This is a genomic window from Kitasatospora sp. NPDC001119, from assembly GCF_053598475.1.
The window spans coordinates 183,622-203,076 of the sequence record NZ_JBSFKI010000009.1 but is presented as its reverse complement, the minus strand read 5'-3'; the positions used below and the strand labels follow the sequence as shown (position 1 = coordinate 203,076).

The 19,455-nt window shown below is 73.6% G+C and carries 17 protein-coding genes and 1 pseudogene; 7 read left to right on the top strand and 11 right to left on the bottom strand.

Annotated elements, in window-relative coordinates; all coding sequences use genetic code 11:
• Window positions 1–251: 251 nt before the first annotated feature.
• Both ACWDD9_RS14100 and ACWDD9_RS14095 read right to left on the bottom strand, forming a co-directional pair.
• The gene (locus ACWDD9_RS14100; protein WP_449811731.1) at window positions 252–1,916 is read right to left on the bottom strand and encodes a peptide-N4-asparagine amidase; all 1,665 of its coding nucleotides are present in this window, start codon (window positions 1,914–1,916) and stop codon (window positions 252–254) included.
• Between the two features lie 217 nt (window positions 1,917–2,133).
• The gene (locus ACWDD9_RS14095) at window positions 2,134–3,036 is read right to left on the bottom strand and encodes a LysR family transcriptional regulator (protein WP_449811730.1); all 903 of its coding nucleotides are present in this window, start codon (window positions 3,034–3,036) and stop codon (window positions 2,134–2,136) included.
• Between the two features lie 138 nt (window positions 3,037–3,174).
• Here ACWDD9_RS14095 and ACWDD9_RS14090 point away from each other — a divergent pair, with 138 nt between their 5' ends.
• Window positions 3,175–4,167 (top strand): pseudouridine-5'-phosphate glycosidase, encoded by a 993-nt coding sequence (locus ACWDD9_RS14090; RefSeq protein WP_449811729.1) that lies wholly within the window; start codon window positions 3,175–3,177, stop codon window positions 4,165–4,167.
• A 3-nt stretch (window positions 4,168–4,170) separates the two neighbouring features.
• Window positions 4,171–5,049, top strand: a complete 879-nt coding sequence (locus tag ACWDD9_RS14085; RefSeq protein WP_074004488.1) for a carbohydrate kinase family protein — start codon at window positions 4,171–4,173, stop codon at window positions 5,047–5,049.
• A 52-nt stretch (window positions 5,050–5,101) separates the two neighbouring features.
• Here the strand turns inward: ACWDD9_RS14085 and polX are convergent, their stop codons facing one another.
• Together polX and ACWDD9_RS14075 are read right to left on the bottom strand one after the other, a co-directional pair.
• The gene (gene polX, locus ACWDD9_RS14080; RefSeq protein ID WP_388046358.1) at window positions 5,102–6,832 is read right to left on the bottom strand and encodes a DNA polymerase/3'-5' exonuclease PolX; all 1,731 of its coding nucleotides are present in this window, start codon (window positions 6,830–6,832) and stop codon (window positions 5,102–5,104) included.
• Between the two features lie 58 nt (window positions 6,833–6,890).
• The gene (locus ACWDD9_RS14075) at window positions 6,891–7,604 is read right to left on the bottom strand and encodes a sensor histidine kinase (protein ID WP_449811728.1); all 714 of its coding nucleotides are present in this window, start codon (window positions 7,602–7,604) and stop codon (window positions 6,891–6,893) included.
• Between the two features lie 292 nt (window positions 7,605–7,896).
• Between ACWDD9_RS14075 and ACWDD9_RS14070 the strand changes: the two genes are divergently transcribed.
• Together ACWDD9_RS14070 and ACWDD9_RS14065 are read left to right on the top strand one after the other, a co-directional pair.
• Complete coding sequence (locus ACWDD9_RS14070; protein ID WP_449811727.1) at window positions 7,897–8,520, top strand: ArsR/SmtB family transcription factor; 624 nt, start codon at window positions 7,897–7,899, stop codon at window positions 8,518–8,520.
• A complete protein-coding gene (locus ACWDD9_RS14065; RefSeq protein ID WP_449811726.1) occupies window positions 8,517–9,947 on the top strand; it encodes an MFS transporter in 1,431 nt (476 codons plus the stop codon). Before ACWDD9_RS14070 ends, ACWDD9_RS14065 begins: the two co-directional genes overlap by 4 nt.
• A gap of 18 nt (window positions 9,948–9,965) precedes the next feature.
• Here the strand turns inward: ACWDD9_RS14065 and ACWDD9_RS14060 are convergent, their stop codons facing one another.
• Window positions 9,966–10,637 (bottom strand): DUF6629 family protein, encoded by a 672-nt coding sequence (locus ACWDD9_RS14060; protein WP_449811725.1) that lies wholly within the window; start codon window positions 10,635–10,637, stop codon window positions 9,966–9,968.
• Window positions 10,638–10,643: 6 nt separating this feature from the next.
• On the bottom strand, window positions 10,644–11,642 hold the full coding sequence (locus ACWDD9_RS14055) for a DMT family transporter (protein WP_449811724.1): 999 nt from the start codon (window positions 11,640–11,642) through the stop codon (window positions 10,644–10,646).
• 268 nt (window positions 11,643–11,910) lie between these two features.
• Between ACWDD9_RS14055 and ACWDD9_RS14050 the strand changes: the two genes are divergently transcribed.
• Entirely contained in the window at window positions 11,911–12,174 is a 264-nt protein-coding gene (locus tag ACWDD9_RS14050; protein WP_049655929.1) for a dsRBD fold-containing protein, read from the top strand.
• Window positions 12,175–12,341: 167 nt separating this feature from the next.
• Here ACWDD9_RS14050 and ACWDD9_RS14045 read toward each other — a convergent pair whose 3' ends face one another.
• Together ACWDD9_RS14045 and ACWDD9_RS14040 are read right to left on the bottom strand one after the other, a co-directional pair.
• On the bottom strand, window positions 12,342–13,115 hold the full coding sequence (locus ACWDD9_RS14045; protein WP_449811723.1) for a hypothetical protein: 774 nt from the start codon (window positions 13,113–13,115) through the stop codon (window positions 12,342–12,344).
• Window positions 13,116–13,692: 577 nt separating this feature from the next.
• Window positions 13,693–14,667 (bottom strand): transposase, encoded by a 975-nt coding sequence (locus tag ACWDD9_RS14040; protein ID WP_449811722.1) that lies wholly within the window; start codon window positions 14,665–14,667, stop codon window positions 13,693–13,695.
• 228 nt (window positions 14,668–14,895) lie between these two features.
• Here ACWDD9_RS14040 and ACWDD9_RS14035 point away from each other — a divergent pair, with 228 nt between their 5' ends.
• Window positions 14,896–15,615: a DinB family protein gene (locus ACWDD9_RS14035; RefSeq protein ID WP_449811721.1), complete on the top strand. Its 720-nt coding sequence runs from the start codon at window positions 14,896–14,898 to the stop codon at window positions 15,613–15,615.
• A gap of 516 nt (window positions 15,616–16,131) precedes the next feature.
• Here the strand turns inward: ACWDD9_RS14035 and ACWDD9_RS14030 are convergent.
• Both ACWDD9_RS14030 and ACWDD9_RS14025 read right to left on the bottom strand, forming a co-directional pair.
• A pseudogene (locus tag ACWDD9_RS14030) lies at window positions 16,132–16,410 on the bottom strand (transposase); the annotation flags it as partial.
• A gap of 491 nt (window positions 16,411–16,901) precedes the next feature.
• On the bottom strand, window positions 16,902–17,771 hold the full coding sequence (locus ACWDD9_RS14025; protein ID WP_449811720.1) for an alpha/beta fold hydrolase: 870 nt from the start codon (window positions 17,769–17,771) through the stop codon (window positions 16,902–16,904).
• Window positions 17,772–17,941: 170 nt separating this feature from the next.
• Here ACWDD9_RS14025 and ACWDD9_RS14020 point away from each other — a divergent pair, with 170 nt between their 5' ends.
• The gene (locus tag ACWDD9_RS14020) at window positions 17,942–18,376 is read left to right on the top strand and encodes a MarR family transcriptional regulator (protein WP_049659353.1); all 435 of its coding nucleotides are present in this window, start codon (window positions 17,942–17,944) and stop codon (window positions 18,374–18,376) included.
• A gap of 20 nt (window positions 18,377–18,396) precedes the next feature.
• Here the strand turns inward: ACWDD9_RS14020 and ACWDD9_RS14015 are convergent, their stop codons facing one another.
• A complete protein-coding gene (locus ACWDD9_RS14015; RefSeq protein ID WP_449811719.1) occupies window positions 18,397–19,323 on the bottom strand; it encodes an AEC family transporter in 927 nt (308 codons plus the stop codon).
• Window positions 19,324–19,455 lie beyond the last annotated feature (132 nt).

Below are 19,455 nucleotides of genomic sequence, written 5' to 3'. Positions count from 1 at the left end.
GTGACGTCCTCCGGCCGGTAGTTCGATCGTCGACCGAGGTAGTCATCCAGCGTCGGACCCTGATCCGTCTCGATCCGTCGCCACTGCCTCCTGCGGTCGAACTCCTTCAGCTACCTCGCAGGTCCATCTCCCATCATGCGCCTCCTGCGGGCTGTGCACCAGGGGTGAACGGTATGAATCCAACCAATTTTCGCAACTCGGGCAATCCGGGGTTAATCGGCTGGCGGGGCTGCCGGGCGACAAGACCTCCGTCAGGGGCGCGGCCAGCCGTCCACGAAGGTCAGCGTCCGCTGGTACGGCCCGTCGGGCCCGGTGCTGCGGTACTCCTCCGTGCTGCCGCCGGTCCGGACGGTGCGGTCCCCGTCGTGCCGCCGGGCGGTGGGGCGCAGGGTGTGGTCGACGGTGGAGCGCTCGGTGACGTGGCCGCCGGTCGCCGCGGTGGCCTCGCGGTGGTAGCCGAGCTCCATGGCGGTGGTCTGGTCGGTGTTCCCGGCCGCGTCGCGGCTCACCCGGTAGCTGACGTCCAGCGGTTCGCCCTCGTGCACGGTGGTGGTGCGGTGCGGGCCGCCACCCCAGGTCGCGGTGGTGCGGGTGAGGTCGGTGCCGTTGTGCAGCGTCACGTCGTTGCCGCCGTCGCGCAGCCGCTGGGCGGAGCGGAAGGCGAGCTCGTCGCGGACCTCGGTGGTGATCCGGCCGTGCGAGGTCTGCACCCAGCCCCGGGCGAGGTCGTCGCGGGCGGCGGTGACCGTCCAGTCGCCGCTGCCGCCGCCGTGGTCGGCGAGGTCGGTGGCGACGGTGGCCTCCGGGGCGACCCGGTGGTCGGTGAGCTGTCCGGTGGTGCGGGCGGCGCCGTGGTCGGTCTCGGCGAAGAGGTTGACCTGGCCGGTCCAGACGTCGTTGCTCTGCGCCTCGGCGGTGTTCACGGTGACGCCCACGGTGTGCGGCCGGCCGTCCAGCAGCAGTCCGACGTACGGGGTGAGGTCGAGCCGGTAGGCGGGCAGGTCGAAGGCGAAGACGCCGGGCACGGGCCGCCAGAGCAGCGGGTCCCAGCCGCCGGTGTAGATCACCGGGTACGGCCAGACCGCGCCGGCCACCCGGCCGTCCACGGTGAGCCGCAGTTCGCGGAACGGGCCCTTGCCGCAGATCCCGCTGCCGGGGTTGGCGGCGGCGAAGGCGTCCGGTGCGGAGGCGTAGGCGAACTCCTCGCAGGCGCCGCCGCCCCGGGCGTAGACCTCGGCGGTGAGGCGTTCGAGGTTCTGCGGGAAGACGAGGTCGCGCCCGGCGGCGGGGGTGGCCTGGGTGAGCCCGAACGGGCCGGTGGTGAGCAGCCGGTCGGCGGAGCGGGCGGCCGGCCAGTGCCCGTCCGCGGTGTAGAAGGTCAGCTTCGCGCTGATCGTGAAGACGCCGGTGTAGGTGGCGTCGGTGACGTTGGCGAGGTCGAAGGAGAACTCCTGCGGGCCGCCCGCGAAGAGCGGGGCGTAGCGGGTGACGTCGTGCTCGACGTTCCAGGCGATGCCGTCCTTGGACGGCTCCGGGGTGGAGGAGAGCAGCACCTGGACGCCGCCGACGCGGACGCTGAAGATCCGGTCGAACTGCCGCCCGGCGACCTGTCCGTGGAGGTCCATGACCACCGCGGACCAGGGGCCGGCGCAGTCGGCGGGCGGGGTGAGGGTGGCGTTGTACGGGGTGTCCGGCGGGTTGCCGTACCCGTTGCGGAACTCGCGCTCGTGCATCACCTCGACGGTGCAGGAGCGGGTGTCGGGGCGGGTGAGCGGCTTGGTGGCGGTGACCGGGTCGTGGTAGTCGGTGCCGAAGTCGGCGTGGGCCGGGGCGGCGGCGGTGAGGGTGCCGGCCAGGGTGAGGACGGCGGCGCCGATCAGACCGGCGGTGCGGCGGAGCAAGGGGCGCAGGGCCAAGGCGGGTTCCCGGGGTCGGGCGGCCCGCGGGCGGGTGCCGCGGGCCGGTCGGATGATCCGGGAATCCTTTCGGGGGTGGCATGCCAGCGTCAAGGATTCGCGCCGACCGGATCCGGGCCGGCGGGTGGGTCGGGTCGGGTCGGTCAGGGAGTGGGTCGGGTCGGGTCGCGCCGGTCAGGGAGTGGGTCGGGCCGGGCCGGTCACGGAGTGCGTCGGGTCAGCGGTCCTCCAACTCCGCGGCCTCCTGCCGGATCAGGTCCCGCAGCGAGGCCAGCCGGGGCCGCCGGTCGTCCGTCCGCCACTGCATCTCCAGCGGCAGCGCGGCCCGCCCCTCCAGTCGTACGGTGGCCACGTCCTCGGTGAGGTGGCCGGTCATCGAGCCGGGCACCAGCGAGAAGGCGCGGTTGCGGGCGAGCAGGTAGAGCCGGGAGCCGACGATCCGGGGCGGGCTGACCAGCACCGGCGGGTCCACGCCGTGCTCCGCGCAGAGGCCGAGCACGTGGTCGTAGTAGCGGGGGTGCTGCTCGCGCGGCCACAACAGCAGGGGCAGGTCGCGCAGTTCGGCCAGGCGCAGGCTGCTCCGGCGGGCCAGTGGGTGGTCCCGGCCGAGCACGACCAGCACCGGTTCGTCGGCGATCCGCTCCAGCCGGTAGCCGTCCACCTCGTCCAGGAAGCGGCCGAGCCCGATGTCGGCCAGCTCGGCGGCCAGGGTGGCAGAGACCTGCCCGGTGTCCACGGCCAGTTCGGCGGTGTCGAGCGCGGGCAGCTCCTGCTCGGCCCGGCTGACCACGGCGGGCAGCAGGCGGTTCACCACGCTCGGCGAGGCGACGATCCGGGCGGTGCCCAGCCGGGACTCCTCGTGCAGCCGCACCCGGGTCAGCAGCGTCTCGGCCTGCCGGAGCAGCAGAGTGCTCTCGGCGGCCATCACCTCGCCGGCCTCGGTGAGCGCGACCGAGCGGCGGCTGCGGTCGAACAGCTCGACGCCGACGGTCCGCTCCAGCCGGGCGACCTCCTGACTGACCGTCGGCTGCGAGATGTGCAGCCGCTCGGCGGCCCGCCCGAAGTGCAGCGTCTCGGCGACGGTCAGGAAGACCTGGAGCTGGCGCAAGGTGAAACCCATGGGTGGCAGGGTAGACGAACCAATAGATGATGGCCTATCAGAAACCTCAGTACTCATTCTGGATTCCGATGTGAACCGTCCATACGCTGAGCAGCACGTTGCCCCACCGCAGCGGCAGCCTCACAGAGAGTTCGCATCATGACCGGACTTCTTCCCCCCGCCGCTCCCGCCGTCCAGGTCTCCGAGGAGGTCGCCCGGGCGCTCGAAGACGGCCGGCCGGTGGTCGCCCTGGAGTCGACCATCTTCACCCACGGCCTGCCGCGGCCGCGCAACCTGGCCGTCGCGCTGGAGGCGGAGCGGCAGTTGCGGGCGGCGGGCGTCGTGCCCGCCACGATCGGGGTGCACGCCGGGGTGCCCACGGTTGGGCTGAGCACCGGACAGATCACCGAACTGTCCGCCGCCGACGGCCTGGACAAGGTGAGCCTGCGCGACCTCCCGGTGGTCGCCGCGCTCAGCCGGCACGGCGGCACCACCGTCGCCGCCACGGCCTTCCTCGCCCACCGCGCCGGCATCCGGGTCTTCTCCACCGGCGGCCTCGGCGGCGTGCACTTCGGCGCCTCGGAGAGCTTCGACGAGTCGGCCGACCTGACGGCCCTGGCCGCCACCCCGGTCACCGTGGTCAGCGCGGGCGTGAAGTCCATCCTCGACATCCGGGCCACCCTGGAACGCTTCGAGACGTACAACATCCCGGTCATCGGCTACCGCACCCGCAGGTACCCCGGCTTCTACGTCACCGACTCCGGCCACGAGATCAACTTCAGCGTGGAGTCGCCCGAGCAGGCCGCCGGGGTGATCGAGGCCCGCGACCGGCTCGGCCTGCCGCAGGCCGTCCTGATCGCCAACCCGGTCGACCCGGCCAAGCAGCTGCCGCCGGAGGAACTGGACGGCATCCTGGCCCGCGCCTGGGCCGAGGCCGAGCGGCAGGGCGTCACCGGGAACGCCGCCACGCCGTTCCTGCTCGACTTCATCCAGCGGGACACCGGCGGGCGCAGCCTGGACGTCAACGTCGAGGTGTACCGGGGCAACGTCCGGCTCGGCGGGGAGATCGCGACGGCGCTGGCCTCCGGTGCCTCCGGTGCTGCTGCGGCGGGTGCTGCGGCCTCGGCGGGCGCCGTCGAGACCGGGGCCTGAGCCGTGCTGGGGGTGCTCGGGGACCTCGTCGAGGACATCGTGGTCTGGGCCGACGGCCCGCTGCGGCACGGCACCGACTCCGGCGCCCGGGTCTTTCGGCGGCGCGGCGGCAGCGCGGCCAACGTCGCCTGCTTCGCCGCCGGGCAGTACCCGGCCCGCTTCCTCGGCTGCGTCGGCGAGGACGCGGTCGGGGACGGCGTCGTCGCCGAACTGACCGGCCACGGCGTCGACGTACGGGTCTCCCGGCGCGGCCGGACCGGCAGCGTCGTGGTGCTGATCGACCAGGGCGGCGAGCGGACCATGCTGCCCGACCGGGGCGCCGCCACGCTGCTGGAGCGGGTCCCGGACGCCTGGCTGGCCGGACTGACCCACCTGCACGTGCCGGCCTACTCCTTCGACGGCGAGCCGGTCGGCGGTACGGCGGTGGACGCGCTCGCCCGGGTCCGGCGGGCGGGCGGCACCACCTCGGTGGACGCCTCCTCGACCGGGATGCTGGAGCGCTTCGGCCGGGAGCGCTTCCTGGTCCTGCTGGCCGGGCTGGCGCCGACCTTCGTGTTCGCCGACCGCTCCGAGTCGGCGTTCCTCGGACTGCTGGTCGGCGGTCTGCCGGGGCCGGAGCGGGCCCGGCTGGCGGCCACCACGGTGGTCACCAAGGCGGGCGCCGAGGCGACCGCCGTCGACGTCCCGGGCGAGCCGCTGGTCATGGTGCCGGTGCCGCCGGTGGCGGAGGTGCGCGACCTCACCGGGGCCGGGGACGCCTTCGCGGCGGGGTTCCTGGCCGGCTTCCTGGACACCGGGGACCTCGGGCGCGCGGCCGGCCTCGGGCACCGCAGCGCGGCCCGGGTGCTGGCCTCGCCCGGGGCCTCCTTCGGCGGGGAGTGACGGTTCGGCGGGTGCCCTTCGGCGGGCCCGTCGGCGACGGGCCTGCCCGGGGTTACCTGGGCACCGCGTCCTTGCGGAGGAAGTGCTTCAGCTTCTGCCAGGTCCAGGTGTTGACCACGTCCTCGGCGGTGAGCCAGCCGCGCTGCGCCGTGCCGATGCCGTAGCGCGGGTAGCCGAGCTGGCCGGTGGCGTGCGCGTCGCTGTCGATCGCGAACCGCACGCCGTGCCGCCTCGCCCGCAGGACGTCCTCGTCGCGCAGGTCGAGCCGCTGCGGGGAGCTGTTGATCTCGATCGCGGTGCCGGTGCGCGCGGCGGCCTCGAACACGGCGTCCAGGTCGACGTCGATCGGTCCGCGCCGGCCGATCCGGCGGGTGGTGAGGTGTCCGATGACGTGCACGTACGGGTTCTCGCAGGCGCGGATCAGCCGACGGGTCTGGGCGGCCCGGTCCAGGGCGAAGTGCGAGTGCACGGAGGCCACACAGACGTCGAAGCCGGCCAGGAACTCCGGTGGCCAGTCCACCCCGCCGTCCGGGCCGATGTTCAGCTCGGTGCCGTGCAGCAGGCGCAACTTCTTGTGCCGGTCGGCGAGTTGCCGCAGCTGCTCGCGCTGGGCGAGCATCTTCTCGTCCGTCATCCGCTGCATCACCAGGTCCGGGGCGTGGTCGGTGACGGCGAAGTAGGAGTAGCCGCGGGCGGCGGCGGTGTCGACCATCTCCTCCAGGGTGGCGAGCCCGTCGGTCAGGTCGGTGTGGGTGTGCAGGTCGCCGCGCAGGTCGGACTCCTGGACCAGGTCCGGGAGTCCACCCTCCAGCGCGGCCTCGATCTCGCCCCGGTCCTCGCGCAGCGGCGGCGGGATCCACGGCAGGCCGAGCGCCGCGTACACCTCCTCCTCGGTCTCCGAGACCACCTTGGCGCCGCCGTCCACCTCGAACAGCCCGTACTCGGAGAGCTTCAGCCCGGCCCGGACGGCCATCGTGCGCAGCCGGATGTTGTGCGCCTTCGAGCCGGTGAAGTAGACCAGCGCAGCTCCCCAGTCCTCCTCCGGGAGGACCCGCAGGTCCACCTGTACGCCCTGGGTGGTACGGACCGAGGTCTTGGTGCCGCCGCTGCCGATCACCTCGGCGACGTAGGGGAGTTCGGTGAGCGCGGCCATCAGCGGGGCGGAGTCCGCCGCGGTCGCGAGCACGTCGATGTCGCCCACCGTCTCGCGCATCCGGCGCAGCGAGCCCGCGTACGCGCAGCGGGTGCAGCCGGGGACGGCGGAGAGCGCGGCGACCAGCTGCTCGGCCAGCTCGGTGGCGGTGTCCAGCAGGGTGCGGCCGCCGGACTGCCGCATCAGCTCGATGCCGTGCAGGATCCGCTCGCCGCTGCGCTCGCCGAAGCCGGGCAGGTCGGCGAGCCGCTCGGCCCGGGCGGCCGCGGCGAGTTCGTCCACCGAGGCGATCCCGAGGTCGCGGTAGAGGGCCAGGGCGCGCTTGGGCCCGACCCCGGGGACGGCCGTCATCTCCCGTACGCCGGACGGGACCTCGGCGCGCAGCGCCTCCAGGGCGGGGATGGTCCCGGTGGCGAGGTACCCGGCGATCTTCTCGGCGGTGGACCTGCCGACGCCGGGGATCTGCTGCAGGCCCTTGACGTCCAGGCCGGCCAGGTCCTCGGGGTGGCCGCCGACCGCGCGGGCGGCCTTCTCGTAGGCGCGGGCCCGGAAGGCGTCCCCGCCGGTGATGTTGATCAGGTCGGCGTACTCCTGGAGCAGCTCCCTGACCTGGTCGTTGAGCCGGGGCATGGGGCAAGTCTAGGGTCGGTGGGGCGGGGGCGCCGGGTGTACTTCCTCGTCTACTCCGTCAGTCGTACGCGACGGTCAGCAGCAGGACCATGGTCAGCCCGCCGCCGGGGGTGGGCTCCACCGCGAGCCGGCCGCCCGCGGCCACCACCAGGCGGTGCAGGGCGGGCCCGACCGGGCCGTCCGCCCGCACGCCCGCGATCAGCCGCTCGCGCGCCTCGGGCGGCTCGTAGGAGCCCCGGTCGGAGACCCGGACCTCCACCCGGGCGCGGGTCGCCGCCGTCCGTCCGGGCGCCCGCAGCGCGGACGCGCCGCCCGCCACGTCGGCCCGGACCAGCACCCGGCCGCCCAGCGGGCTGCGCCGGATCGCGTGGTCGACCAGCCCGGCGAGGACGGCCTCCAGCCGGCGGGCGTCCCCGGCCACCACCGGGAGCCCGGGGGCCACCCGGACCGTGACGGCCGCCGCCCGCCCGCCGCCGCGCACCACCCGGCGGACCACGTCGGCCACCTGGACGTGCCGGGCCATCGGTTCGCAGCCGGCCTGCCGGCCGGTCCACCGCAGCCGCTCCAGCTCGGTGCGGTCGAGCGCCCTGGGCGCGGCCATCGCGCCGGGCGAGTACGGGCCGGGGCCCTCCTCGACCCCGGCCGGCGCCGCCGCGCCCACGCGCCCGGACCCGCCCCGGCGCCCGGTGCCGACCGCGCTGACGGTGCCGCCGAACGCGCCGAGCGCCTTGGCTCCCGACGCGACGTAGCCCCAGAGCCTCCCGCGTGCCATCGCCCTGCCCCTCGTGCTCCCCGGCGGCCGTCATCGAATCCGCGGCCGACCGGGGTGGGCCGGCTTCCGGGCCCTTCCTGCCAGCGTGCGCCTCGGCCGCCCGGGTGACAATCCCGCTCCGGGTCGCGGTCCGCTCCGGGGCCCCCGCCGAGCGGCCGGCCGGGCACCCGCCGACCGGCGGGGCCCGGAGGCGTGGCCTACTGCGGATCGAGTAACCGCAAGGACTTCTTCGCAAAAGATCTTTCGCAAAAAACCCTTTGCAAAGAACTCTTTGGGGTTCTAGTCTCCTGCCATGACCGAAGAACGCGGCTGGAAGCACAGCGACGACCCGCACATCGCCATCACCGCCAAGAACATGCGGGCGATGGCGCACCCCGTGCGGATGCAGTTGGTCGGGCTCCTGCGCAAGCACGGCCCGTCCACGGCGACGAGGCTCGCCGAGCAGCTGGGGCTCAACTCCGGAGCCACCAGCTACCACCTGCGCCAGCTCGCCGCCGCGGGCTTCGTCGAGGAGGACGAGGAGCGCGGCAACGCCCGCGAGCGGTGGTGGCGTTCGGCCCACCCGCTCACCGTCTGGACGGTGGACGACATGGCGGACGACGAGCTCGACACGGCCGCCGGCTTCCTGCGGTCCGTCCTGGCCGCGCACACCCAGACCGCCCAGCGCACGCTGGACGCCTTCGAGACCATGCCGCGCGAGTGGCGCCGGGTGACGGACCTCAGTGACCGGGTCCTGCAGCTCACGCCCGCCGAGGCCGAGCAGCTGTCCGGCGAGCTGTTCGAGGTGGTCCGGCGCTACCGGCAGATCGACCACGGCGGGCCCGCGCCGGAGGGCACCGAGCAGGTGGCCGTCGTCGTCCACTTCCTGCCGGACGCGACCGCCACCGCCACCGCAAGCGAGGGGGAGACCGCATGACCACCGGAACCGCCGCCACCGCTGCTACCGCCACCGACGCGCCGGGGCGCAGCTTCCGCCCGCTGGCCGGGGTGCTGACGGCCATGGCCGTCTCCGTGACGGGCACGCGCGTCTCGGCCATCGCCCTGCCCTGGTTCGTCCTGGCCACCACCGGCAGCGCCACCATGACGGGCCTCGTCGCGTTCGCCGAGATGGCGCCGTACGTGGCGGTCAAGGCGCTGACGGGCCCGTTAGTCGACCGGCTCGGGCCGCGCGTGGTGTCCTGGACGACGGACGCGGTCAGCGCCGTCGCGGCCGGGCTGGTCCCGCTGCTGCACGCGCAGGGGCTGCTCCCGTTCTGGGTGCTGCTGGTGATGGTCGCGGTGATCGGGGCGATGCGCGGCCCGGGGGACTTGGCCAAGTCCGTCATGGTCCCGGAGGCGGCCGACCACGCCCGGGTGCCGATGGAGCGCGCCACCGGGCTGTCGGGCGTCACCGAGCGGCTGGCCTCCACCATCGGGCCGGCGGTCGGCGGCGGGCTGGTCGCCCTGATGGGCCCGCTGGCCGGGCTGGCGATCAACGCGGTCACCTTCGCGCTCGGGTCGCTGATCATCGCGGTCGCGCTCCCGCGCGGCATGGGGCGCCCGGCGGTGCCCGCCACGGCCGCGGATCCGGCCGTTGCCGCGTCCGCCGATCCGTCCGCCGATCCGGCCGTTGACGCGTCCGGGGAGGAGCAGCCAGCGGGCTACTGGCGGATGTTCCGCGAGGGCTTCACGTTCCTGCGCTCGGAGCCGCTGCTGCTCACCGTGATCGTGATGATCGGCATCACCAACCTGATCGACGCCGGGTTCATCACCGTCCTCGTCCCGGTCTGGGCGCGGGAGTCCGGCAACGGACCGGCCGCCATCGGCCTGCTGGCCGCCTCCATGGGTGCCACCGCGGTCGTCGGCAGCCTGATAGCGGCGGCCGTCGCCTCCCGGCTGCCCCGACGGACGGTCTTCTTCACCGGCTTCCTGCTGTGCGGCGCACCGCGCTTCCTGGTGCTCGCCCTCGGCGCGCCGATGTGGCTGGTGATCACGGTCTTCGCGATCGGCGGCTTCGGCTCCGGCTTCCTCAACCCGATCCTCGGCGCGGTGCTCTTCGAGCGGGTGCCCCGCCACCTGCTGGGCCGCGTCCACGCCCTCGGCGACTCCCTCGCCTGGGCCGGCATCCCGCTCGGCGGCCTGGTCGCCGGTGCGGCGGTCGCCACGGTCGGCCTCATACCCAGCCTGATCGCGGCCGGCGCCCTGTACTTCGCGACCACCACGCTGGCCGGGCTGCGCCCCGAGTGGCGGGAGATGGACCGCCTCCGTGGCCGCTCGGGCCGAGCGGACAGCGTGGCCGGCGCGAGCGGTGTGGTTGGCGCGGCCGACGCGGCCGTCGAGCCGGAACCGGCGCGCAGCGCGTAAGCCGCCCCCCGGGCGCGGCTAGCGGGCCCGATCGGTGACCGGGCCGGGCTCATCCGCCGGGCGGTGCCCCGCCCAGTGGAGCAGCAACAGGCTGGCCAGGGCGGCGAGGGCGCACCAGGTGGAGACGAAGGCGAGGTGCCAGAGCAGGGCGCAGACGACGGCGCCCGCACCGGTGACGAGACCGAGACGGCGGAGCAGGCGGTCGCCGCTCACCAGGAGGGAGCCGACGGTGGCGAGGAGGTAACCGGCCAGCAGGAGGGCCGGGTACGGGATGCCGACCGCGTAGCCCAGGGTGTGGCCGTGCACGGCGGCCGTCACCGGATGGGAGCCGACGGCCACGGCCAGCGGGACGGCGACCGCCGCACCGAGCAGGGTGAGCGCGGCGAGCACCCGTCGGCGCAGGCCGACGGCGGCGCACCACACGGCGGCCGGGACCAGGACGGGCAGCAGCGGCAGGGCGACCACCGCCCAGGCGGTGCGGGCCGCTCCGGCGAGGCCGTCCGGCAGCCCGCCGTCCGTACCGAGCCAGACCAGCGCCTCGATCAGCTGGTGCACGCCCAGCACCAGGGGGAGCGCGGCGAGCGGCAAGCGCTCGGGCCGGCCGGCCCGACGGGCACGGACCACACACGCCACGCCCGTGACCGCGACCAGCCCACCGGCCACGGCGTCCGCCTGCGCGCTCCAGCACATCGCGGCCTAGCCGGTGCTCCCGGGGCGGTCGTCCCCCTCGGGCCCCTGCTCCGCTCCGTCCCCGGCCTTGTCCTCCGGTCCGTCCCCGGCTTCGTCCCCGGGTTCCTCCTCGGGTTCGTCCTCCGGTGGTGCCCCGATGCTCTCCAGGGTGTCGCGTGCGGTCCCGGGCATCGCCGGATGGCGGCCGATCACGATCACCCCGATCACGATCGCCAACAGCCCGACCGACTGCCACGCCAACGCCCCCGGGGTCACCCGCAACCGGTCACCGAGGAAACCCACCGCGCACGCGATCCCGGCCAGCGGCTGGGCGGCGGTCAGCGCCGGCAGGGACATCCGCAGCGGCGCGGCCTCGAAGGCGCTCTGCACCAGCAGCAGCCCGACCACCCCCGCCACCACCACCGCGTACGGCTGCCAGCTGCGCAGCACCGCGGCCAGGCCCTCGTGGTCGAGGCGCTGGGTGGTGGTCCGGGTCAGCGCGTCCTGGAGGCCGTAGAGCAGCCCGGCGGCGAGCGCCAGCAGGGTCGCCTCCTCGAACAGCGGCAGCCGGCGGGCCAGCGAGACCAGCAGCACCACCAGCCCGACCACGGTGCCCACCACCAGCCAGTGCCGCAGCTCCCCGGCGGGCGGCCCCCCGCCGGTCGGCCGCCCGGCCACGATGAAGGCCGTCACCCCGAGGGCCAGCAGCGCCACCCCGGCCCAGCCGGAACGGCCCAGGGTCTGACGGGTCAGCACCCGGGCCAGGGCCATCGCGAAGATCAGATTGGTGGCCAGCAGCGGCTCGACCAGCGACACCTCGCCCTGGTTGAGCGCGAACGCCGAGAGGATCAGCCCGCTGACCATGAACCCGGTGCCGAGCAGCCACTGCGACATCCGCATCAGGTCCAGCAGCAGCCGCCAGCGCAGCAGATCGGAGCGCGGGGCTTGCTGAGCCGCGTGCTGCTGGAGGACGAAGCCGAGCCCCAGACAGCAGGCCGCGCTGAGAGCGAGGAGGAAGACCGCCACGGAGGGACCACCAGGTTGTCGCTGCCCGCGCCGCGCCGACGAGTCCGAGAGGTGGGTCGGGCGTCGCGGCCGCTCCCGTCAGCCTACCGCCGGGCCGGTGCCCGGGCCGATCGCACCACACGCCCGCGGTGGGGCGGGCCACCAGGCCCTCCGGCAGCGCTTGCCGCCATCGGCAGGGCAGGCGCACGCTGGTGTGAGCGGCCGCCACGGGCCACCGTCCGTGCCGGTCCGGACAGGCGCGACGGGGGCCGCCGCCAGGAGGTGTGGCATGCACAACCAGTGGGACGTGGAGCTGAGGTTCGAGGAAGACGGCGTGCACACGGCGTGTGACGCCAGGCTGACCGGCGCCAGGGCGCCCGGCCTGAGCGCGCACGGCGAATCCGTGAAGAGCGCGGACGACCGTCCGCTCGCCAGGATCGGCGAGGAGGTCGCGGCCTCCCGCGCCCTGGAGGAACTGTCCCGCAAGCTGCGGGCCCAGGCGACCGGGGAGATCGACGACGAAGGACACCGCCCGGGCTACCTGATCTACTGAGCCCCCACCGGCGCCACCCTCCCGTCCCGGACCGCAGCGGCCTCGGGCAGTCCTGTAGCCGTGCGCTCGACGTGGACGGCGCCCACGGAGGCGCGTTCCAGCGAAGGTACGCCATGGCCTCGGAGGGAGGAGGGCCATCATCGGACCGGCCTGTCCGGTCGTCGGCCCTACCGGCGCCACCACGGGGCGCGGAGGACGTCGTCCGGGTCGGTGGCGCAGTTGGTGCCGCTGACCACCTCGTGGGCGGGAACGTCCCAGCCGACGACGCCCGGAGCCTGACGGTCCAGCTCGACCAGCCGGGCGCGCTGCGGGCCGGTGCCCGTGTCGACGTCGCACATCAACACGCTCGTCCAGGACCGGCCGTCGAGGGCGGCGACGACCGAGAGCACCGGAAGCACCACCAGGGAGAGCAGCAGCGCCGCGACCCGGACCGCCTCGACGGCCCGGGGCCCGAAGGCCACGGCGGTCCGGCCGGTGCGCCGGCCGGTGTCGGCCGAGCGCGCGCCCGTCCGGTACTCGGCCACCACGCCGAGCCGCAACAGGTAGCCCAGGACGCCCGCCGCCACACCCCACCACAGCCCGTTGAACGCCCCGACCACCACCCCGAGCGCCCCCGGCAGGATCGCCGCCCGGGCCGCCGTCTCCGCCAGGGCCCGCCCCTGGCGCCGGGCGGCCCCGCCGTGAGCGGCCCGGTAGGCGTAGCCGATGTAGGAGAGCACCGCCGCCAGCACGACCGCCAGCACCGGCTCGGCGAAGAACATCCCGATGACGACGTCCACCCAGTTCGCCGGCCCCATGGCCAGCAGCGCGTCCCGGGCCGCGTCCCCACCCCCGAGCGTCCACGCCAGCTTCAGCACCGGAATGGCGAACACCACCGCCGGCGCCATCACATGAGCCGCACTCACCTGCGCCGCCCCGCCGCCCCGCGTCCTTTCGGTCATCCGGCAACGCTACGCACGCCCCCCGCACCCCCACGCCTCCGACACCCACCCCTGCACCTCGTGGCCTAACCCTCCACCAGCGGCGCCGGCCAGCTGTATCCGGTCCCTGCTCCCGGCCCCCTTCCGGAACGGGGTCCCACATCCTGCCGCCTGGCCGACTTCCTGCGCCGTTACTCAGGTTGATCCTTGACCAACGGGGTGGGGGCGTGCTCACCGGGGCGCTGATCGCTGTGGTCCGGTTCGGTCGCGTTCGATCAGCGTGGCGGGGAGCTTGACGGTTCTGCCTACGTCGCAGGGGGTGGCCTTCGTCCGGTTCGGGATGCCGGGTGGCCGGCCGGGGCCGGGCGTGCTGGGTTTGGGCGCACGGGCCGGACTGGGCAGGTGGGGGTCGGATGTTCCGGAACCCCCGGCGGACGCGGGTCGGCGTCAGCGCGACGCCGGGGCGGCTGGTCTTCTCCCGAGGGCGGCGCTGGTCGGCGGCGAGTGGGGCGGCGAGGCGGAGCGGGGTGTGGGCGATGATCACGAGGTGTGCTCCGGGTCGAATCTGCGCAGGTAGCTCGACCAGATGAAGTCGACGTCATCGGCGGTGGCGCCCGTCTTGGAGGACCACAGCCAGACCGGTGGCGCGTCGCGGTCGCCGGGCAAGTGGTCGACCTTCAGCCGGATCAGGGTGCCCTCGACCAGCGGGAGTTCGCCGTCGTCGCCGATCCAGGCGGAGCGGTGGGTGAGGTAGGGGTGGACCCGGTCCCACGCCGTCGTCTCGGCCTTGCCGTAGCGCGGGGTGTCGTTCCTGGTGGTCAGCGTGGGTTCGGGCCAGGCGGCGGGGTCGGCGAGTGGGAAGCGGGGCCCGCGCTTCGGGGGCCCAGCCCTTCGGGTCGTAGACGTAGGCGGGCTTCGCCAGTCGCAGGACGCGGTCCGAGCGCAGGCGGCCGACGACCTCGACGGGCAGGTCCCGCAGCACGTACGCGAGGCGCATCGGGTCGTAGCCCGCGTCCATCACGATCATGATGTCCGGGTCGCCGTCGCGCCACTGACCCGCGGCGACCAGGCGCCGGACCACCTGCCGCAGCTGGGCGGCGGTCACCAGCGCAGCATCGTCGGTCGGGCCGAGGCGGACCACGTCCAGGACCTGCGTCCACGAGGTCCGGTCCGGGGTGAGCGCGGTGACGAACGAGTAGGGCCGGCCCGGCACCACGTGGTTGGACGCCTGGCCAGCGCGGCCGTGGACCAGGCAGAACAGCCGCTCGGGCGAGCAGGCGGCGTCGGAGCGCAGCCACGGCGAGACGTCCACGGTGAGCACGATCCGGCCCGCGAAGCGGGGCAGTGGCAGCTCGGCCAGCAGGTCCCGCAGCAGCTCGGTGTCCAGACGGCCGTGGTCGAGCGCGCCGTACAGGGAGCCGTAGTCGCGGCGTTGCTCGGCGGTCAGTGACAGCTCCACCGGCGTACGGGTGGGCGCATCCGAGCACAGCAGCGCGTCGGTCGGTTCAAAGAACGCGTCCGCCCGCGCGGACAGGCTGGCGTAGTAGTCCTCCCGGAAGAGTGACAGTTCCACGAACATGTCTCGCCGGGTGGCAAGTCGGAGCACATTCATCGGCACGGCCCCGTCGTCGATTCCTCGATCTCCTCGCAGAGTCAGGATCACGACCGGGCCGTCCCCATGTCCGCCGATCACCCGAACGAGTGAGCCATCGACGAGCACAATCAGGGCCCGATGCCAAGGAACAAGCTAAGTCAAACCGGGGAGGCCGGCTTGTCGGTGCTCGGACCTAGTATGCGGAGCATGACGCGATATATCGACGAGGATCTGCACAGTGCGGAGTTCCGCGAGTGCGATCTGACCGGGGCGCGCCTGATCGGCGTCGTCATGCAGGATGCCGTGATCGACGGGCACGTCACCAACCTCGTAGTGAACGGTGTCGAGGTCACCGAGTACGTCGAGGCAGAGCTCGACCGGCGTCATCCGGTGCGGGTGCTGATCCGCTCCGAGGACCCTGACGATCTGCGCGAGGCATCGCGTCAGCTCAATGCCGTCTGGGCCGCCACGATCGAGCGAATCCGCCGTACGCCCGGCATCGAGCGCCGCAGCGTGAACGACGAGTGGTCGGCGGTGCAGACGCTGCGCCACCTGGTCTTCGTCCACGACTCGTGGTTCCGCCGCTGCTGCCTGGGCTCGACGGAGCTGTTCACGCCGATGGGCATTGGGCCGACTGTCGAGCCCTACCGTGGAGCGCACGGGCTTGACCTCTCGCTCGATCCGGCCCTCGACGAGATCGTGAGCGTGCGTGACGCGCAGGCCGCCGAGCTTGAGGCCTGGCTCGATGAGGTCACCGCCGTGCAGCTCGCAGGGCGAGCGCCGGTGCCCGACGACGATGTCTGGCCGCCGTACGCCCGGGGCCGCTTGGTGCGGCAGTGCCTCGGCACGGTGCTCAAGGAGACCTTCGAGCACCACACCTTCTGCGTTCGCGACCTCGACCTGATCGAGGCACAGGACGCCGAGTAGGGCCGACTACAGACAACGTGCACTCAAGCCGACCCGCCCGGGCCCAGGCCGGCCGGCATCCCGAACCGGACCAAGTCCCCCGCTGCGACGTGGGCAAGACCGTCAAACGCCCCGCCACGCTGATCGAACGCGACCGAACCGGACCGGTCCGCTCACACCCGCCCCGCTAGCGAAACCGAGCCGCACCATAAGGAACAAGCTCAGGTTGAACCCGCCTCGCCGCAGAGGCTGAGAGCCGTCGATCCGCGGGTACGCCCTCGTCGTGCGATACGTGCGCGGCGTCGGTCCACCATCCAGGAGTAAGAACTCCTAACGAAATGATCTTCGATGGTCGGTTCCAGGCGCTGGGGTGCCATCGGGCAGCATGGGGCGATGAACTCGGATGAGCCGGTGCCTCGGGAGTTGAAGGTCCTCGATACGACCTCGCTGGTCAGGCTGGAGGAGCGGGCATGCGAGCTCGGCCTCAACCAGCGGCTGAGCCCGGCATGGGTGCAGGCGAATGCGGCGCCCGATGGAACCCAGGCTCAGGAAGGCCTCGTGGATGTCATCGCGGATCTCCCAGCGGATGCGCAGGTGTCGGGACCAGTGCAGGTGGGCGAAGGCGCGTTCCACGACCCCGTGTTGAGTGCCGAGTCCGGAGCCGGCCGCGCTTGCCGCGAACGGACGGCAGTGCCTGAAGCAGTGGAATGAGCCGGGTGACGTCATTGCGGTTCCCGCCGGTCAGGGGGCGGCGAGCGGGATACCGTTGGCGTCGGTGATCAGGTGGTGCTTACTGCCCGGCCGCAGTCGCTCGCTTCCCGGGCTGAGTGAGTGGCAATTTGCTTAAGTGGAGCGGGAGATGGAGTGAGGTCCGCTCCCGTCGACGGGTCTCGATCGTCACCCTGATCTGCTGCAAACCCGGCGAACAGTCCCGGTGGGACGACGGCCGGGGCAAGCGCAAGGCCTGCAAGAGCTCCGCCCGGACTGATCGCCTCCCTGTCCCGACCGGCCGCCTGTGAAGCGCCTGCTGCCTGGCGAGCGGGTGCGCGAGGGCTTGTCGCGAAAGTGGATCTCGGCGGTGAAACGATCACGCTCCGTGGGACATGGAGATCTGACGAACAGTCAGTTGACGTGGTTTGAACCGTTGCTGCCGCAGGGCATCAAGCCGGGCCGATCGCAGGCGTGGACGCGGCGGAGACTGATAGGCGGCATGCGGTGGCGGATCCGGGCCGTGCCTCCTGGTGTGACTGAGTGGGGGGACGCGAGAAGTCGGATGGGCCGACTTCTCATGCTGCGGGGGTACGTGGTCAGGGGTGGTGGGTGGGGGTGAGGAAGGTGGTGAGGCGGGGGTTGAGGTCGTGGGGGGCGGCCATGGGGAGGTTGTGGTGGGAGGTGGCCGGGATGATGGCGACTTCGGCTTGGGGGAGGGTGTGGCGGGCGGTTCGGGCGACGGCGTGGGGGTCGTGGGTGCGGGTGTGGGCGGCGAGGAGGGTGAGGACGGGGGTGGTGAGGGTGCGGAGGCGTTCGGGGGTGGGGCGGGGGCCGGTGACGACGGGGGAGGCGGGGAAGTCGGCGTAGCCGAGGGCGTAGAGCTCGCGCCAGGCGGGGTCGGGGCCGGGGGTGGTGCCGGTTTCCCAGTCGAGGTAGGCGCGGGCGCGGGCCGGGGTGCGGTGGGGGAGGAAGAGGGGGAGGGCGCGCAGCAGGTAGCCGGGGCGGAAGCCGGCGAAGCACTGGGTGGGGTCGAGCAGGGCGAGCCGGCCGACCCGGGTGGGGGCGTGCAGGGCGTACTCCAGGGCGATCCAGCCGCCGTACGAGTGGCCGCAGACGTCGGCCTGTTGGACGCCGAGTCCGTCGAGGACGGCGTCCAGCCAGCCGAGCAGGCCGGGGACGCCGTCGAGGGCGGCGCCGTCGTGGACGCTGCGGCCCGGGTCGCCGATGAGGTCGACGGCGAGGACGCGGTGTCCTGCTTCGGCCAGGGCGCCGGCGTTGGCGAACCACAGGGTGGAGGTGGCGCCGCCGCCGTGGAGCAGGACGAGTGGGCGGCCGTCGGCGGGGCCGCAGGCGTTGATCCGGGTGGTGCCGTGGGCGGTGCGGACGGTGAGTGCTTCGACCGGGACGGGCCAGCGGGCGAGCAGGGCGTCGTAGGCGGCGAGGAAGGGGGCGGTGCGGGCGGACATGAGGGCCTCCGCGGGTGTGGTGTGATGGCGGCCGAGCCGGCTGGACCACTCGCCGGGCAAGTGTCACGGTGAACGAGTATTACGCTGAACAAGTATCTCGCCGAGCGAGAGAATAGTCGCACATGCCCTCCCCGAGGAAGGACGACAGGGTGTCCGAGGTTGCCGACCCGATGCGGCTGGTGCACCTGCTGCGTGGCCTGACGGTCGAACTCGACCTGTTCGGAGCCGAGTTCGCGGCCCGCAACGGTCTGCATCCGACCGATCTGCGGGCGCTGATCCACCTGCTGGACGCGGCCAGGGCCGGGGAGGTGGTCACCCCGGGCCGGCTCGGCGAGGCGCTGGGGCTGAACTCGGCGGGCACCACCGGTCTGGTGGACCGGCTGGAGCGGCTCGGGCTGATCCGGCGCGAGCGGGACCCGCGGGACCGGCGCCGGGTGCGGCTGCTGGTGGAGGAGCGGGCGATGGAGCTGGGGGAGGGCTTCTTCGGCGGGTTGATCGGCGATCTGGTCGCGGCGATGCGGCAGTTCGAGCCGGCGGAGCTGGACACGGCCCGACGCTTCCTGACGGCGATGACCGGGGTGGTGGCGGCCGCCCGGGAGAACTGAGCGTCCAGGGAGGGCCGGGGCTACGCGGGGCCGAGAGTCCAGCTGATCACCGACAGCGTCGCCATCGACACCAGCGTCGACCAGAGCACCGCGTCCCGGGCGAGGGCGATGCCCTGCCGGTACTCGCGGGCGTAGGTGTACACGTTCTGGGCGGTGGGCAGCGCGGAGAACAGCACCACGGTGAGCAGTTGGTGCGCGGGCAGGTGGAGCAGCGGGCCGGCCACGGCGAGGGCCACCAGCGGCTGGACCAGGGTCTTGAGCGCGACGGTCAGCCCGACCTCGGTGCGGCGCGGACGGCCCTCCGCCGGCGGGCGGTTGTGCAGCGATATGCCGAGGGTGATCAGCGCGGTCGGGACGCCGGCGCCGCCGAGCAGTTCGCAGGAACGATTCAGCTCGGCGGGCAGGTGCAGTCCGGTCGCCGAGGCGAGGGCGCCCAGGGCGGTGGCCAGCAGGATCGGGTTGCGGACGGGAAGGGTGAGCAGCGCCCGCCGCCCGGCCGCGCCGCCGTCCAGGACGGCCAGGACGGTGGGGGTGACCACCAGGATCTGGAACAGCACCACGGGCGCCACGAAGGAGGCGTCGCCGAGGACCTGCATGGTCACGGGGATGCCGAGGTTGGCCGAGTTGACGTAGCCGGAGGCCATCGCGCCGACGGCCAGTTCGCCGGGTTTGCGGTGGAACAGCAGCCGCCCGACGAGCAGACCGAGGCCGATCGTGACCACCGTGCCCGCGGTGAAGGCGAGCATCGAGGCGTTGGCGAAGCGGTCCAGCGGGGTGCGGGCGATCATCAGGAACAGCGCGGCCGGCATCGCCACGTGGAAGACGAACCGGTTGAGCACCGTCTCGGCCTGCGGCCCGAGCAGCCCGGTGCGGCCGACGACGTAGCCGACGCCGGTGAGCGCCCAGATCGGCGCGAAGGCGGACAGCAGGGGGTGCAGGGCTGGCATGGTTCCTCGGATCGCTCGGGCGGATCTGCCGGTGCGACGGGGGTCTCCCGTCGGGGGCGCCGACTCCCGAGCGCGGTGACCCCCCGAAGCCAATGAACCCCCGGGGCAGTAAACCAGTGGCCGTCGGCGAGG

What these genes read in the sequence shown, in the direction of transcription:
- ACWDD9_RS14095 (WP_449811730.1), bottom strand. Translation starts at nt 3,036, where the DNA reads ATGGGTTTCACCTTGCGCCAGCTCCAGGTCTTCCTGACCGTCGCCGAG.
- ACWDD9_RS14090 (WP_449811729.1), top strand. Translation starts at nt 3,175, where the DNA reads ATGACCGGACTTCTTCCCCCCGCCGCTCCCGCCGTCCAGGTCTCCGAG.
- polX (WP_388046358.1), bottom strand. Translation starts at nt 6,832, where the DNA reads ATGCCCCGGCTCAACGACCAGGTCAGGGAGCTGCTCCAGGAGTACGCC.
- ACWDD9_RS14075 (WP_449811728.1), bottom strand. Translation starts at nt 7,604, where the DNA reads ATGGCACGCGGGAGGCTCTGGGGCTACGTCGCGTCGGGAGCCAAGGCG.
- ACWDD9_RS14070 (WP_449811727.1), top strand. Translation starts at nt 7,897, where the DNA reads ATGACCGAAGAACGCGGCTGGAAGCACAGCGACGACCCGCACATCGCC.
- ACWDD9_RS14065 (WP_449811726.1), top strand. Translation starts at nt 8,517, where the DNA reads ATGACCACCGGAACCGCCGCCACCGCTGCTACCGCCACCGACGCGCCG.
- ACWDD9_RS14060 (WP_449811725.1), bottom strand. Translation starts at nt 10,637, where the DNA reads ATGTGCTGGAGCGCGCAGGCGGACGCCGTGGCCGGTGGGCTGGTCGCG.
- ACWDD9_RS14050 (WP_049655929.1), top strand. Translation starts at nt 11,911, where the DNA reads ATGCACAACCAGTGGGACGTGGAGCTGAGGTTCGAGGAAGACGGCGTG.
- ACWDD9_RS14045 (WP_449811723.1), bottom strand. Translation starts at nt 13,115, where the DNA reads ATGACCGAAAGGACGCGGGGCGGCGGGGCGGCGCAGGTGAGTGCGGCT.
- ACWDD9_RS14035 (WP_449811721.1), top strand. Translation starts at nt 14,896, where the DNA reads ATGACGCGATATATCGACGAGGATCTGCACAGTGCGGAGTTCCGCGAG.
- ACWDD9_RS14025 (WP_449811720.1), bottom strand. Translation starts at nt 17,771, where the DNA reads ATGTCCGCCCGCACCGCCCCCTTCCTCGCCGCCTACGACGCCCTGCTC.
- ACWDD9_RS14020 (WP_049659353.1), top strand. Translation starts at nt 17,942, where the DNA reads ATGCGGCTGGTGCACCTGCTGCGTGGCCTGACGGTCGAACTCGACCTG.
- ACWDD9_RS14015 (WP_449811719.1), bottom strand. Translation starts at nt 19,323, where the DNA reads ATGCCAGCCCTGCACCCCCTGCTGTCCGCCTTCGCGCCGATCTGGGCG.